General features: G+C 49.5%; 17 protein-coding genes. 8 read left to right on the forward strand and 9 right to left on the reverse strand.

What is annotated here, in order from left to right; genetic code table 11:
• Positions 1-240: 240 nt before the first annotated feature.
• Positions 241-1,785, reverse strand: a complete 1,545-nt coding sequence (locus MKY41_RS15940) for a flotillin family protein (RefSeq protein ID WP_340746031.1) — start codon at positions 1,783-1,785, stop codon at positions 241-243.
• A 90-nt stretch (positions 1,786-1,875) separates the two neighbouring features.
• Positions 1,876-2,409 carry a hypothetical protein gene (locus MKY41_RS15945; RefSeq protein ID WP_340746032.1) on the reverse strand — a complete coding sequence of 178 codons (534 nt, stop codon included), beginning with the start codon at positions 2,407-2,409 and terminating at the stop codon, positions 1,876-1,878.
• Positions 2,410-2,575: 166 nt separating this feature from the next.
• On the opposite strand from MKY41_RS15945, the gene MKY41_RS15950 reads away from it, so the two are divergent.
• From MKY41_RS15950 to MKY41_RS15965, 4 genes are all read left to right on the forward strand, one after another.
• Positions 2,576-3,196 carry a DUF47 domain-containing protein gene (locus MKY41_RS15950; protein WP_340746033.1) on the forward strand — a complete coding sequence of 207 codons (621 nt, stop codon included), beginning with the start codon at positions 2,576-2,578 and terminating at the stop codon, positions 3,194-3,196.
• A 12-nt stretch (positions 3,197-3,208) separates the two neighbouring features.
• Positions 3,209-4,207 carry an inorganic phosphate transporter gene (locus MKY41_RS15955; RefSeq protein WP_340746034.1) on the forward strand — a complete coding sequence of 333 codons (999 nt, stop codon included), beginning with the start codon at positions 3,209-3,211 and terminating at the stop codon, positions 4,205-4,207.
• A gap of 156 nt (positions 4,208-4,363) precedes the next feature.
• The gene (locus MKY41_RS15960; protein ID WP_340746035.1) at positions 4,364-4,564 is read left to right on the forward strand and encodes a cold-shock protein; all 201 of its coding nucleotides are present in this window, start codon (positions 4,364-4,366) and stop codon (positions 4,562-4,564) included.
• A 254-nt stretch (positions 4,565-4,818) separates the two neighbouring features.
• A complete protein-coding gene (locus MKY41_RS15965) occupies positions 4,819-6,969 on the forward strand; it encodes an MMPL family transporter (RefSeq protein WP_340746036.1) in 2,151 nt (716 codons plus the stop codon).
• A gap of 23 nt (positions 6,970-6,992) precedes the next feature.
• On the opposite strand, the gene MKY41_RS15970 is transcribed toward MKY41_RS15965, so the two are convergent.
• The 5 genes from MKY41_RS15970 to MKY41_RS15990 form a co-directional block, all read right to left on the reverse strand.
• Complete coding sequence (locus MKY41_RS15970) at positions 6,993-7,163, reverse strand: hypothetical protein (protein ID WP_340746037.1); 171 nt, start codon at positions 7,161-7,163, stop codon at positions 6,993-6,995.
• Positions 7,160-7,630, reverse strand: coding sequence for a hypothetical protein (locus MKY41_RS15975; protein ID WP_340746038.1), 471 nt, complete (start codon positions 7,628-7,630; stop codon positions 7,160-7,162). Before MKY41_RS15975 ends, MKY41_RS15970 begins: the two co-directional genes overlap by 4 nt.
• Before the next feature lie 168 nt (positions 7,631-7,798).
• Complete coding sequence (locus MKY41_RS15980; RefSeq protein WP_340746039.1) at positions 7,799-7,936, reverse strand: hypothetical protein; 138 nt, start codon at positions 7,934-7,936, stop codon at positions 7,799-7,801.
• Positions 7,936-8,094, reverse strand: a complete 159-nt coding sequence (locus tag MKY41_RS15985) for a hypothetical protein (RefSeq protein ID WP_340746040.1) — start codon at positions 8,092-8,094, stop codon at positions 7,936-7,938. The genes MKY41_RS15980 and MKY41_RS15985 overlap by 1 nt, the downstream gene beginning before the upstream one ends.
• Before the next feature lie 117 nt (positions 8,095-8,211).
• Complete coding sequence (locus tag MKY41_RS15990) at positions 8,212-9,078, reverse strand: putative RNA methyltransferase (RefSeq protein WP_340746041.1); 867 nt, start codon at positions 9,076-9,078, stop codon at positions 8,212-8,214.
• Positions 9,079-9,307: 229 nt separating this feature from the next.
• On the opposite strand from MKY41_RS15990, the gene MKY41_RS15995 reads away from it, so the two are divergent.
• The 3 genes from MKY41_RS15995 (at position 9,308) to MKY41_RS16005 (ending at position 11,932) form a co-directional block, all read left to right on the forward strand.
• Positions 9,308-10,435, forward strand: coding sequence for a CAP domain-containing protein (locus MKY41_RS15995; RefSeq protein ID WP_340746042.1), 1,128 nt, complete (start codon positions 9,308-9,310; stop codon positions 10,433-10,435).
• A 67-nt stretch (positions 10,436-10,502) separates the two neighbouring features.
• Complete coding sequence (locus MKY41_RS16000; protein ID WP_340746043.1) at positions 10,503-11,642, forward strand: zinc-dependent alcohol dehydrogenase; 1,140 nt, start codon at positions 10,503-10,505, stop codon at positions 11,640-11,642.
• A gap of 122 nt (positions 11,643-11,764) precedes the next feature.
• Entirely contained in the window at positions 11,765-11,932 is a 168-nt protein-coding gene (locus tag MKY41_RS16005; RefSeq protein WP_340746044.1) for a hypothetical protein, read from the forward strand.
• Positions 11,933-12,093: 161 nt separating this feature from the next.
• Here MKY41_RS16005 and MKY41_RS16010 read toward each other — a convergent pair whose 3' ends face one another.
• The gene (locus MKY41_RS16010) at positions 12,094-12,639 is read right to left on the reverse strand and encodes a superoxide dismutase family protein (RefSeq protein ID WP_340746045.1); all 546 of its coding nucleotides are present in this window, start codon (positions 12,637-12,639) and stop codon (positions 12,094-12,096) included.
• A gap of 128 nt (positions 12,640-12,767) precedes the next feature.
• Here MKY41_RS16010 and MKY41_RS16015 point away from each other — a divergent pair, with 128 nt between their 5' ends.
• Positions 12,768-13,082 (forward strand): hypothetical protein, encoded by a 315-nt coding sequence (locus MKY41_RS16015; protein ID WP_340746046.1) that lies wholly within the window; start codon positions 12,768-12,770, stop codon positions 13,080-13,082.
• Positions 13,083-13,091: 9 nt separating this feature from the next.
• Here the strand turns inward: MKY41_RS16015 and MKY41_RS16020 are convergent, their stop codons facing one another.
• A complete protein-coding gene (locus MKY41_RS16020) occupies positions 13,092-13,481 on the reverse strand; it encodes an ectoine synthase (RefSeq protein ID WP_340746047.1) in 390 nt (129 codons plus the stop codon).
• Positions 13,482-13,494: the final 13 nt, after the last annotated feature.

Below are 13,494 nucleotides of genomic sequence, written 5' to 3' on the forward strand. Positions count from 1 at the left end.
TCCTATTATTCTATTTGGAATTTTCACTAATATAGCTGTCTGCCATTATATCATGCGGGGTTGATAGAGGAAAAGGCAACTGCTTAGGGAGTCGGGCGGAGGGGTTCAAACATATGAACGTGGGAGACGGGGTTATAGGTGCGGAACACAAATATATGAGCGCTTGCAAAAATGTATGCACTCGGAATCGAAAAAAAGACCCGATCCCGCCCGGAATTCTGGACGGGATCGAGCCCTTTGTTATACCTCTTCAGCAACTGGCAATTCCTTTTCCACAGGTTTCTCATCCTTAACCCGGACTTCCTGCGCCAACTGGTCAATGCTTGGACGCAAGTTGTTCTTGCCGGCGTAGTTTTCGAGCATTTCCTTGACGTCGATGCCCGAAGAGGCCTTCAATGTCTCTTGAAGGGAGGACATCAGGTTCGTGGCGTACGATGTCACTTTATTGGCCCCGCCACCTTCACCGCCGCCCGTGTCGACAACTGTGATCTTATCGATATTCGATAGCGGGCTTGCGATCTGTTTCGCGTATTCCGGCATCATTCGCACGATCATATCGAGCATTGCCGCTTGACCGTATTGTTCGAATGCCTCAGCAATTTTGCGTTTTGCCTCGGCTTCCGCGAGACCTTTCAGACGGATGATGTCAGCTTCCGACTCCCCTTGCGCACGCTGGGATTCGGCCTTCGCCAAACCATCGAGCCGAACTTTTTCCGCATCCGCTTTCGCCCGGGCCTCAATCCGGTATTTCTCCGCATCAGCTTCCGCGAGTTGCCGCGACTTGTCGGCAGCTGCCGTCTGCTCGATGGCATAGCGGTCTGCATCCGCTTTTTTCTTTACTTCGGAATCATACTGTCTTTCCCGGCGCAGGATCTCTTTCTCTTCCAATTCAATCTGCTTTTGCCGCTCAATAATTTGGATCTGCATTTCCTGTTCCATAACTTCCTGTTTAGAGCGGGCGGTCTGCAATTCATATGCTTGGTCCGCTCGGGCTCTCGCGACGTCTTGCTCCAATCGGAATTCCGCCACTTTCAGCTGGTTTTCCTTTTCCGCTTCCGCGATTTCCGTGGCCCGTTCCAATTCCGCTTTCTGCGCTTCTTTGGAAGCCTCGGCGTTCTTGATGCGCGTCTCTTTTTCCGCCTCTGCGGTCGCGATGTCGGCGTCCCGCCTTACTTGTGCGATACGCGGCTTTCCGAGCGAGTCGAGATAGCCGTTTTTATCCCGGACGTCTTTGATAGTGAAAGATACGATGATTAGTCCCATCTTCGCAAGGTCTTGGGAAGCGACACGCTGCACTTCTTGGGAGAATTTATCCCGGTTCTTATAGATCTCCTCCACCGTCATCGAACCTAGGATCGAGCGGAGATGGCCTTCCAGCACTTCTTTCGCTTCGTTTTCGCGATCTTCTTTTGATTTGCCTAAAAACTGCTCGGCTGCTGTGGCGATTTCAGCAATCGAACCGCCGATCTTAATAATCGCCGTTCCGTCCGCCATCACCGGCACACCCTGCTCCGTGTACACTTCCGGCGTGGTCACTTCCAATTTACTGGACAACAGACTGAGCGGCTCTGACTGTTGAAATACCGGGAACACAAAAGTCCCGCCGCCCCGGATGATTTTGACCCGATTGCCCGAGTCATCCGTGTGCACGTTTTTCGATCCTAAATAACTCCCCGTCACAATCAGCGCCTCATCCGGCCCGACCGTGCGATACTTCGAAATGTAGACGAGGATAACCGCCAATAAAACAAAGGCGACGACCCCAATTGCAATCCAAATACCCATTTCAATTCCCCCTTCTTCATTATAAGAACTAATTAAATCCAATCTTGTTGATCATCTGCCAAGCTTGGCATCGGGCAACCTTCGCTCTCATTATTTGAAACGGAAAGGCTCATACTCTTTCACAATGAAGGTGCCATCCCGCACTTCCATGATCAACACTTCCTTGTCGTACTCAATCGGTTCGTTTTCGTACCCCGCAGCCCGTTTGGAAATGATTCCGTTCACCGATTCAATGACAATTTCACCAAAACCATCCTTCGGAACTGGCACGATGACTTTCCCGACTTGCCCGACGAGCGATTCATCCGTATAGGCAAGCGACACTTCGGCCGACCTTAACGGAAGCAGCACAAAGAAATAGAGTAAAAAATCAAGTATGACCGCAATAATCAAAGCAATGCTAATAATAAGGCCGCTATGCCAGGATGTGGTCAGCTCCAACACATAGCCGGATGCAGAAACGAAGGTGATGAATGGCAGTAGGACGGCGGGATCCAATAATGGCGTCCCCTCTCCGATTCCTTCCGCCAAATCGCTGAATAGCACATAAAGCACTGTGGCCAGACCGGATATAATGAGCACGACGAGATACATTTGCACAAGCGACATGCCGAAAATCTCCAAACCATCACCTCCCCACTTCTACCTTAATTTACGGTCCAACTTACCAAAAGTTTCAACCTGATGAAATTTTGTAATATAATCATGTCGAAATTTGCAACAAGACGAGCGTGATTTGTTATGATGGAAAAGATTAAAATCATTTCCGGAAACGGATGGAGGCACAAGTATGTTCAGTCCAAGAAAACCCGATCCTTTTTTTACAGCTCTTTTGACGATTGCCCAGCACGTTCGGGAAGCGATGCACTACGCCCACGATTTCAAGGTGCACTCGGTCGCAGATCTAAAAGAAGTGACGGTCAAATTAAAAGAATATGAAACGGAAGGCGATGACCTGATCCACGATCTGATCGCCAAGTTGAATAAGTCATTCATGACACCAATCGAGCGAGAGGATATCCTGCAACTTTCCATTAAAATGGACGACATTTTGGATGGAATTGAGCATTTTGCTGCCCATTTGGAAATGTTCTCCCTAATCGAAATTGATGAGTACATCCAAAGCTTCATGGAAAATATCGTGAAAAGCACAGATGAAATCGTCAAAGCGATGGAATTATTAGCGCGGAAGAAATTGGTCGAAATGCGGGACCATGCCGTTCAAATCAAAGAATATGAACGGATTTGCGATGAAGTGCATCGGACATCTATCAAACAACTCTTCATCCGGGAAAAAGACCCGATCCTCATCATTCAGTATAAAGATATTTATGAACAGTTGGAAGATATCGCTGACCATTGCCAAGACGTAGCCAACACAATCGAAACAATCATCATGCGTAACGCCTAAGGAGGAGCGGTAGTGGATACTTTAATCTTCCTGACCATATTGGTCGTCGTCTTTGCGCTCGCATTCGACTTCATTAATGGATTCCATGACACAGCGAATGCGATTGCGACATCGGTGTCGACACGGGCACTTAAACCACGGACCGCCGTCTATATGGCAGCGGTGATGAACTTCGTCGGGGCGCTCACGTTCACCGGAGTGGCAAAAACCATTTCGAAAGACATTGTCGATCCCTTCGTTCTGGAAAACGGATCCCTTGTCATCTTGGCGGCTTTGATAGCTGCGATCGCCTGGAACTTGATCACTTGGTATTACGGGATCCCTTCCAGTTCTTCGCATGCGCTCATCGGCTCCATTGCAGGGGCCGCCATTTCGGCAGCCGGTTTTGGCATCTTGAATTATACCGGCTTTCTGAAGATCATGCAGGCATTGATCCTATCGCCTTTCATCGCATTGGCGGGCGGTTTTTTAATGATGTCGCTATTCAAGGTCATTATGAAAAACCGGAATTTATTCAAGCAGAATAAGAGGATCCGCTATTTACAGATCGGGACTGCCGCTTTGCAATCGTTCACTCACGGGACGAACGACGCACAAAAGGCGATGGGGATCATCACGATGGCCCTGATTGCCGCGGAACTTCAAACTTCAGACGATATCCAATTATGGGTCCGAATTGCAGCCGCCACGGCGATGGGGCTTGGGACATCAATCGGCGGCTATAAGATCATTAAAACCGTCGGCGGGAAAATCATGAAAATCCGTCCCGTCAACGGAGCCGCGGCCGACCTGTCCTCCGCTGCGATCATCTTCGGAGCAACGCTCATCCATCTGCCGGTCAGTACGACGCACGTTATCTCCTCCTCCATCATGGGGGTTGGGTCAGCGCAGCGGGTCAAAGGCGTCAAATGGGGAGTGGCAAAAAAGATCGTCATGACTTGGATTATCACATTGCCGATTTCCGCAACAATCGCGGCAATCGTCTACCAATTGCTTGCATTATTTTTTTAAGTGAATCATTTCTCTTGCATTGTGGAAATGCCCATGTTATTATAAAAGAGAATTATTTTTGTTCGGCGCGATGGTCTCGACTTCATCTAGACCGCTTCAAGACTTGAGCAAGGATAGTAACACAATGTGTGCGATGCACACGAGGAGGAAACAAACATGGAACAAGGTAAAGTAAAATGGTTTAACGCAGAAAAAGGTTTTGGATTCATCGAACGTGAAGACGGCGACGACGTATTCGTACACTTCTCTGCTATCCAAGGCGACGGCTTCAAAACTCTTGAAGAAGGTCAAGATGTTACATTTGAAATCGAGCAAGGCCAACGCGGTCTTCAAGCTACAAACGTAACTAAAAACTAATTTTTACACACTCAAGAGCCATTTCCTTTCGAGGGGATGGCTTTTTTTTATATTTAAAAATAGAACGGAAATGCTCTACTTTCGCGGACTTATCGCACAATTTAGGGATTTCGTTGGAACCCCCTTTGTTGCACGACCCTGAAACCGTTTTCGCTTCTCACTCCCGCCTGCCCCTATTTGTATCAAAAGACTTTCCACCCGTTTTCCTTTATTATAGAAGAATAGAATCTATGTACATAGGAAGGATGACAGATATGCGCGCTCTTGCACGTTTTGTAACGAAAAGGTACAAAGCGGTCATCGTCGCATGGCTCGCTTTTTTTCTCATCATGGCTGTGTTTGCCATTCGTCTGCCGAGCATGCTGGAGGGCGATGGGTTCCGCGTTGACGGCGAGCATTCGGATGTAATGGATATCGTATCCGACTCATTTGGCATGCCTGCGGAGACGATGTTTCTCGTGTTCGACCAGACGTCCGATGAACAAATCCAGACCGTGCTCGATGCAGTCGGGGAACTCGGGGTCACCTCGGACATTGTTTCCCCACTAGACCATCCGGAACAAGCGGATACTGCCAGCAAAGTCTCGTATGCCCTGCTCCATTTCGATGGCGATGTGGAAAGTATGTCCGGTGTTGTCTCCGATATCCGGAAGACCATTGGCAACGAACCCGGAATCACGTTAACCGGTGCTTCCGCTATCTCGAAAGACATCAACACGGCAAGCCAGCGAGATTTGATGACCGCGGAAGCGATTGGTTTGCCGATTGCGATTATTGTTCTGCTCTTTGCGTTCGGCACCGTCGTCGCTTCATTTGTCCCTCTTATTATCGGGGTCGTGACGGTCGTTTCCGCTTTCGGGATTTTAACTATTCTTGGCGGGCGGTTCGATTTATCCATCTTCGTCATGAACATCATTCCGATGTTGGGACTTGCGCTCAGTATCGACTTCGCCCTTTTGTTCATCAGCCGATATCGCGAAGAGCGGCGGACCGAGAACATTGCGGATTCGGTCACGACTACGATCCGGACGGCGGGACGCTCCGTCATTTTCTCCGCATTCTGTGTCTTCATCGGTTTGGGTGCCATGCTGCTCATCCGCGTCGATATTTTTCAGAATATCGCGGTCGGTGGCATGATTGTCGTCGGCATGGCGGTTCTCAGTTCCATCACTTTATTGCCATCCGTCCTTCTCGCACTTGGTGAGAAGATCGACAAATGGCAATTGATCAAACCAAAATCGACCGGTGAGGACGGTTGGCGAAAATTTGCCAACCAAGTGATCAAGCGGCCGATCCTTATTACGATTGCGGCCTTAGTGCTGCTCGGCATCGCCTTGATTCCGGTGAAGAATATGGAGCTGACGATTCCGCAAATCGACTCCTTGCCGAAATCTTATGACACCCGAGCCGCGTACGAGTTGATGGAGGACACCTTCGGACTGGGCGACCAATCATCCGTCTACATCATTGCAGAACGCGAAGGCGGCTGGACGGACGAAGATGGACTCGCTTCGATGAAATCGCTCGAGGAGACATTGCGCGAGGATCCATTGGTCGATGAAGTGACGACCCTCTTCACCGCAAGCGGCATTGCATCTCCGGAAGAGTGGACACAAGCAAACCTCGTACCGGAAATGAAAACCCAGCTCGAACCGGTACAGGAAGCATTTGTACAGAATGAAAAACTGATGGTGCCTGTCACACTTGCGGCCGACGGAACATCCGATGAAGCCCAAGATTGGGTACGGAATTGGGCTGAGAAGGAAACAGAGTGGAATCTATTGATCGGCGGCCAACCAAAATTCAATCAGGAAATCTTCGATGAAATCTGGGATAAAATCGGACTTGTCTTGGCAGTGATCCTGATTTCGACGTTCTTCATTCTCATGTTTGCCTTCCGTTCGGTGATCATCCCGCTCAAGGCGATCGTGATGAATGTCATCGGCCTGTCCGCCACGTTTGGAATCCTCGTCTACATTTTCCAATACGGTCATTTCGGTATTCCGGCCGGAACTATCGCACTGATCATTCCAGTGATCGTCTTCAGTCTCGTGTTCGGCCTAAGCATGGACTATGAGGTATTCCTAATTTCTCGGATGCAAGAGGAATATGCGAAATCCTTCAACAATGACAAGGCCACCGTCGAAGGACTGGCGACAACAAGTAAGGTCATCACGTCCGCGGCGTTGATCATGATCGTGTTGACAGGTGCTTTCGCCTTCACGGATGTCCTGCCCGTCAAACAGATTGGTGTCGGCATCGCGATTGCCGTGGCCATTGATGCGACCGTCATCCGCCTCCTGCTTGTGCCGAGCTTAATGAAACTGTTCGGGAAATGGAACTGGTGGCTGCCTTTCGGCAAGGGGCTGTATCGATCCGGGAATAGGCATTTGGAAGACAAATAATAAATGCAAAAAGCGCTGACAAATCATTTTAGATTTGCCAGCGCTTTTGTTTCATCCACCATTTCGATAACCAAAGCGGCCGGTTCCATTCCGGTTTCATCCTTTTTAAAGGTGGACGTCATCGTCAAGTATAAGACAGCGATAACAGCCAGAACAAGGACAATCAGGCCAATGACAAGATGTTGGCCCTTCATTCCCCTTCACCTCCAGATGGTTTGAACTGCTCCTCCCGCAAATATGCCAATGCCTCGGCATGATCACCGAAGCTCTCTTCCAAGTTCAACCCATGGTATAGATTCCAGAAGCCCATCTCTTCTTTCAAGATAAGTTCCTCCCCCGCTTTGTTCACCCATGCCTGCTCGAACGGTGGAGCTTCCTCCGGTTCTTCGGATAGTGCACGAATTGCATCTGCCACCGTTGTACGCAACTCCTCTTCGGTCGCCTCCCGGATATTGACGAGGCCCCGTTCATCCGGATTATAGCCGGGAATGCCCGCCACGTAGACGAAACCATTCCCATTCGGATGAAGATGCTGGACGACGACCGTCTTCTCAAACAGACTGTCTTCATAATGATAGTTCACCCGTTTCATCGACACGTCTTTCCTTGTCAATTCGGGAAATGATTCAATAATCGCTTGTTTTTCTTCAAAAGTTAGCATACGTCGTCACTCTTTTCCACTCGGATTTCGATTCTAGTATAGCATTATTCTCCCACTACGGTTACACCGAGCGCACGGGCGAAACCTATGGCTTGCTCCCTCGATACGATGCACCCCGCGATTTTGGTTAATGTCACTTCCAGCTGTTCATATGAGCTGTCCGATAAATCAACCCCGTTCAAGCTGGTTTCGGAAAAATTGATCCGATCCAGCTAGCACCTCGCAAAATACCACATCGACAAACTCCACGCCCGCTAAATCACTTCCGGCAAAGGACACATCCCGGAATCGGACGTCATCGAACATCAATCGTTCACCACTCGAACTCCCGACCTGCCCCCCCCTTCGAACCGGGCATGTTCAATCGATCCATCCTGATCCAAAATATCGCTCGTCCGCCACAATTCCTGCTCAGCGGTAAGTTTGGGCCGCTGCCGCTTCCCGACCTTTTTCATCGTCGCCACTCCACTCACCTCGTTTTCCACTCAATGAAAATAACTAACAATAAAATAACCGCAATCGCCACAATAAAAAACCAAGTAGGTGTGACACCTGTTCCAAACATATTTATCTTCCCCTTCCTATTCCGCTCTCTGCCCGATCAGAACTTTATAATCGATTGTGATCGAAGAAAGGCCGCTTTGCAGCGCTTCCGCCACTTTTTCCTCGTCGGCCCCCCAAGTCAATGGCGTCATCCGAATTAGCGAAGCTAGTAATCCCCGGTCCAGCTCAAACGGATAGGTGATGTGTTCAACATGAACGTCAGACACCTGTTCCGAAAAGCGTCCTACCGGATCCGTCTCCTCCTTGGCTTCCTTCCCGGCATAGAAAATCTCGCGCAGCTCTTGCAAATACTGTTTTTCTGGTACCACTTTCACTATCCACCCGCCCGAACGGAGAAGCCGTGTGAATTCTGCGTAATTTGCTGGCGATAAAATATTCAGGATAACATCGAACCCGGCGTCACGGAACGGACAATTCGCTAGATCCGCCACTGTCCAAATGGTGCCCGGATAGGCTTTGGCCGCCGCTACAATCCCTTCCTTCGCCAGATCGATTCCGACCCCGACCCGTTCTCCGCCCAGTGCACCGAGAACATTCATCAGATGGGTTCCTTCCCCACAACCCGCGTCCAAAATAGTCAGCTTATTCTTGTCACCAAGCCGCTCCTGAATGGCTTTTGCAATAAAATCGACGACTGAATCAAAAAATCCCGACGCCATCACATGGCTCCGTGCCGTGAAAAGCTCTTTATCATATTTCGTCGCATGTGCCTGAGGTGCCAAGTTGACGTACCCCTGCTTGGCCAAATCAAATGAATGCCCTGCTTGGCAAACGAATTGCGCCTTGTCCCGCAACGTCATATCTGCGATGCAAATCGGGCAACGGAAAAGCCCTTCATTGGCCTCCAACAGTTCCGCCGCTATCATTTTTTTCAATACTGCCATCCTGGAACCTCCTAAATCGTCCCCTATACTATAGTGCTACCAGTATACCGTTTTTCGGCCAGATCCGAAACCTAAGCGCAAGGTGCCCGCTTGGCCTCGACATGCACTGGTACACCAAAAGGTCCGCGAGCGGAAAATGCTTTATTTCGGCAAATCGAACCCTGCGCGGTTCGATTGACTGTATTCTGGTTGGTTGAAAAGGTTACAATATGGCAAAGGAGGCGAACTGATGAAGCGATTATTTCTTTTTATCTTTCTTCTATTCGCACTGTATTTTGCAAAACCATTATGGGAAGAACCTGTTTCAAAGGTGATCGATCTTTCCTTCCTCGATCCGATTGATGAAAAAGTCGAATCGGTTATCAATTATGACACGGTTGCCAATGCAATCGATACGATAAGCGAGGCCGTGAACAAAGCGGTCCTCTACCTGAAGACCCGTTCATTCGAAGAAGATGAGCCCGTTCCCAAGGTTGAAAAACCAGTGCTGACTCAACCCGAACACGCCTCTTTATCTATTCATAATATTGAATTGGGCGATCCGCTGGAAAAGGTAGCCGCCGAACTTGGAGAGCCGAAAAACGTAACGAAAAACGAATATGGAACCGATTGGCGGACCTACCACGAGCATTATCAAAATTTTGTCATGGTGTCCGTCGATGCGGAACAACGGGTGAACGCCCTTTATACGAATGACGACCTCATTTCCTCGACAACCGGGATTCAGTATGGCTCTCCGAAGTCGAAAGTGCGGGAGATTTACGGGGAACCGTTGAAAGAGATCCGCAAAGGGTTCAATATTTATATTTTGCAAGAGAGCGAAGGATATGATGTGTTTAAAACAGGAGATCTGTATACGTATGTCTTTTACGATCTGCATCAAGGGGAAACCGTGACGGCCATCCAATTGATCGCAGCTTCATTGGAACAGAAAAAGAACGCTCTGTATGCAGTCGGGGATAAAACATTGCGCAACGGGTTCGAGCAACAATTATTCGATTTGACGAATGCGGCACGTGTCCGGCATGGCCTGAATGCGTTGAAATGGGAACCAGTCGTGGCTGGAACCGCCCGTAAGCACAGTGTCGATATGGCCGACCATGATTATTTCAGCCATGAAAACCTACGCGGGCAATCGCCGTTCGACCGGATGGCGGATGACGGCATCAAGTTCCGGGGGGCAGGCGAAAATTTGGCGTACGGGCAATCGAGCAGTATCTTTGCCCACGAAGGACTGATGAACTCGGAAGGCCATCGGGAAAATATTTTACTCACCGGCTATAGCCACCTCGGCACAGGCGTCGCGTTCAATGAAAAATCACAACCCTATTTCACGGAGAATTTTTTGACGAAATAAATTCAACGGGATTAGTCCAGACTTGGGAAGGGAACGGTAAGGTTAACCTGAACCGAGGAGGGACTTCATGAAAGCTGTGACTTTTCAAGGTGTTAAGGACATCCAAGTAAAACAAGTGGAAGCGCCGCGCATTGAGAAAAATGATGACATCATTGTCAGAGTGACGTCGACCGCCATTTGCGGATCGGACTTGCATATTTATTTGGGCGGCTTGCCAACACACCCAGGCTATGTAATCGGACACGAACCGATGGGCATCGTCGAGGAAGTAGGCCCTGCCGTGACGAAAGTGAAGAAGGGAGACCGCGTCGTCATCCCGTTCAACATATCCTGCGGTCAATGTTTTTATTGCGAACATGATATGGAGAGCCAATGCGACAATTCGAATCGGAACCCTCATATCGACACGGGCGGCTACTTTGGCTTCACGGAACGCTACGGGAATTATCCGGGGGGACAAGCTGAGTATTTGCGGGTGCCTTATGGAAACTTCACTCCATTTGTCATCCCCGAATCATGCGAACTGCCGGATGAGGCATTGTTGTTCCTGTCGGATGTCCTTCCGACTGCCTATTGGAGTGTTGAGAATGCAGGCGTAAAAGGCGGGGATACCGTTGCCGTGCTCGGTTGCGGGCCGGTCGGGCTGATGGCGCAGAAATTCGCTTGGATGAAAGGCGCTAAACGGGTACTGGCCGTCGATCACGTCCCATATCGGCTTGAACGCGCTGTTAAGATGAATCGAGTCGAAGCGTTGAACTTTGAGGACTTTGACGATATTGGGGGCCATATTAAAGAAATGACAAGCGGCGGTGTGGATATCGTCATCGACTGCGTCGGGATGGACGGGAAAAAGAATATATTGGAAAAAGTCGGTCAGAAGATGAAACTCCAAGGCGGCACCCTTAGCGCCATCGACATCGCCCATAATTCCGTCCGGAAATTTGGCACAATCCAATTGACCGGAGTTTACGGGCTGCTATACAATATGTTCCCACTCGGCGATATGTTTGAACGGAACATTACGCTAAAAATGGGACAAGCACCTGTCATCCATTACATGCCAATGCTCTTTGACAAGATTACGAAGGACGAATTCAACCCGACGGAAATTATCTCACACGTCGTGCCACTCGAAGAAGCGCCACTGGCCTATAAACATTTCTACGAACACGGCGACGAGTGTGTGAAAGTCATTCTGAAACCGTGAATGATGTGGACATGAACCAGCCCGGAGCGAGAGTTGTCGCTCGGGCTGGTTTTTGGTTGATTTAGACGTGATAGTTTTGAGACCTCACAGTACGGGTGGGACATGACAGTTGGTGGCCGAGCATGACAGTTTCATACCGGGCCCTGACAGTTCGAACGAGTGCCGTTACAGTTGAACTAATTGACATGACAGTCTGGGAGAGCCATGACAGTCTCATCCCGGGACCTTACAGTTCAGACGATTGCCATGACAGTCAGCTGATTTGCCATGACAGTTCGGGCGAGACATGACAGTTTCATTCCGAGCCCTTACAGTTTGGACGATTGCCATGACAGTTAGCCGATTTGCCATGACAGTTCGGGCGAGACATGACAGTTTCGTCCCGGGACCTTACAGTTCGGACGATTGCCATGACAGTTCGGGCAAAAGACGTGACAATCGGCCCTACTACTTATTTCCCTATGGCAGCACAGGCGATACGCGCACCGGAGTTGCCTGCTGGATCCGTTTTGTAATCATCCGGGTCCGCATGGATGACCAACGCACTGCCGTCGCCGTCCAACAGCGAGTTCGGCTCCCCTTTTTTTAATGTAACTTCCGCCGTCGTGATTTGGGTGACTACTTTTCCATCTTCCGGCACCTCAATATTCGGCAGATCGCCCGCGTGGAAACCTTTCGGATTTTCGAAGCCATGTTGCTTACCTGCCGGGTTCAAATGCGCCCCTGCCGATTCAAAATCGGGCGGCGTACAGACACCCGTCTCATGAATGTGAATACCGTGGATTCCCGGCGACAGCCCTTCTGCCTGCAAACTGATCGTTACGCCTTCCGTCTGCTCCTCCAGGTGGGCTTTTCCGATTTCCTCTCCTTTCGTATTGAGTAGTGTTGCGGAAACCGGTTCCATCGATTCTCCGCTTACCGGCATTTGCGCCGATTTCCCACACCCTGTCAATGCTAATACTGCCACTAGGATTACTATGCCATACTTAGTTTTCATTTCCATTCCTCCTTGAAAATTGCTCACAAGTTAGGATGGCCTAAAACGGTATAATTATGTGTGGGAAATTTCCCCTCCGGAACCATTTCCCTGATTTCTCGTCCAACACGAGAAAGGGGGCTCTCTGATTGGATACAATTAATCAATTGCTGATTCAAATCGACGTCATGCTTATCATCATTTTATTACTGATCTTCCTCATGCTCTTTAAGAACAGAGCCCGGCGCGTCACCCGATTTTGCCTCGGCCTCATTTCTGGAATTATCGTTCTTATCACTTGGAATCTCGGTCTTGTGCAAGGGACGATTGCCGACGAGCTCAACGGCAGCGGCAATATCTTGCCCGATGTCGCCGTCATGATTTTCGGGACGATCAATATCATCGTCGCCATCTCGCTTTCAACCGAAAAGCGAAAAACCCCTCACGATTTCCCGGAATCGTGAGGGATTCTCTTATGCTTCCAACAATGGATAAACGCCTTCTTCATCATGCGTTTCCGAACCGACGAGCGGCGGGTTGAATACGCAGATCAGCCGCATATCCTCCTTGCCTCCCCGCAAATAATGTTCGTCGTTTTCATTCAACGCGTACATCGTCCCGTTTGTGATCGGGTACACTTTGCCATCCGCGATAGTTTCGATCTCTCCATCTCCGGCCACGCAATAGACAGCTTCCAAATGGTTTTGGTAGTGGATATGCGTTTCCGTCCCAGCGTAAATGATCGTTTCGTGGAAGGAAAAGCCCATGCCGTCTTTCTTCAATAAAAAGCGGCGGCTCGACCACGTCTCTGCCTTCATCTCGTTTTCCGTCCCGATAACTTCATCCAATGTGCGTACAATCATTTTCTCATCTCCC

The organism is Sporosarcina sp. FSL W7-1349 (assembly GCF_038003045.1).
GTDB lineage: Bacteria > Bacillota > Bacilli > Bacillales_A > Planococcaceae > Sporosarcina.

What these genes read in the sequence shown, in the direction of transcription:
- MKY41_RS15990 (WP_340746041.1), bottom strand. Translation starts at nt 9,078, where the DNA reads ATGGCAGTATTGAAAAAAATGATAGCGGCGGAACTGTTGGAGGCCAAT.
- MKY41_RS15965 (WP_340746036.1), top strand. Translation starts at nt 4,819, where the DNA reads ATGCGCGCTCTTGCACGTTTTGTAACGAAAAGGTACAAAGCGGTCATC.
- MKY41_RS15960 (WP_340746035.1), top strand. Translation starts at nt 4,364, where the DNA reads ATGGAACAAGGTAAAGTAAAATGGTTTAACGCAGAAAAAGGTTTTGGA.
- MKY41_RS16010 (WP_340746045.1), bottom strand. Translation starts at nt 12,639, where the DNA reads ATGAAAACTAAGTATGGCATAGTAATCCTAGTGGCAGTATTAGCATTG.
- MKY41_RS15975 (WP_340746038.1), bottom strand. Translation starts at nt 7,630, where the DNA reads ATGCTAACTTTTGAAGAAAAACAAGCGATTATTGAATCATTTCCCGAA.
- MKY41_RS15995 (WP_340746042.1), top strand. Translation starts at nt 9,308, where the DNA reads ATGAAGCGATTATTTCTTTTTATCTTTCTTCTATTCGCACTGTATTTT.
- MKY41_RS16020 (WP_340746047.1), bottom strand. Translation starts at nt 13,481, where the DNA reads ATGATTGTACGCACATTGGATGAAGTTATCGGGACGGAAAACGAGATG.
- MKY41_RS15970 (WP_340746037.1), bottom strand. Translation starts at nt 7,163, where the DNA reads ATGAAGGGCCAACATCTTGTCATTGGCCTGATTGTCCTTGTTCTGGCT.
- MKY41_RS15950 (WP_340746033.1), top strand. Translation starts at nt 2,576, where the DNA reads ATGTTCAGTCCAAGAAAACCCGATCCTTTTTTTACAGCTCTTTTGACG.
- MKY41_RS16005 (WP_340746044.1), top strand. Translation starts at nt 11,765, where the DNA reads ATGACAGTTTCATACCGGGCCCTGACAGTTCGAACGAGTGCCGTTACA.
- MKY41_RS16000 (WP_340746043.1), top strand. Translation starts at nt 10,503, where the DNA reads ATGAAAGCTGTGACTTTTCAAGGTGTTAAGGACATCCAAGTAAAACAA.
- MKY41_RS15980 (WP_340746039.1), bottom strand. Translation starts at nt 7,936, where the DNA reads ATGTTCGATGACGTCCGATTCCGGGATGTGTCCTTTGCCGGAAGTGAT.
- MKY41_RS15940 (WP_340746031.1), bottom strand. Translation starts at nt 1,785, where the DNA reads ATGGGTATTTGGATTGCAATTGGGGTCGTCGCCTTTGTTTTATTGGCG.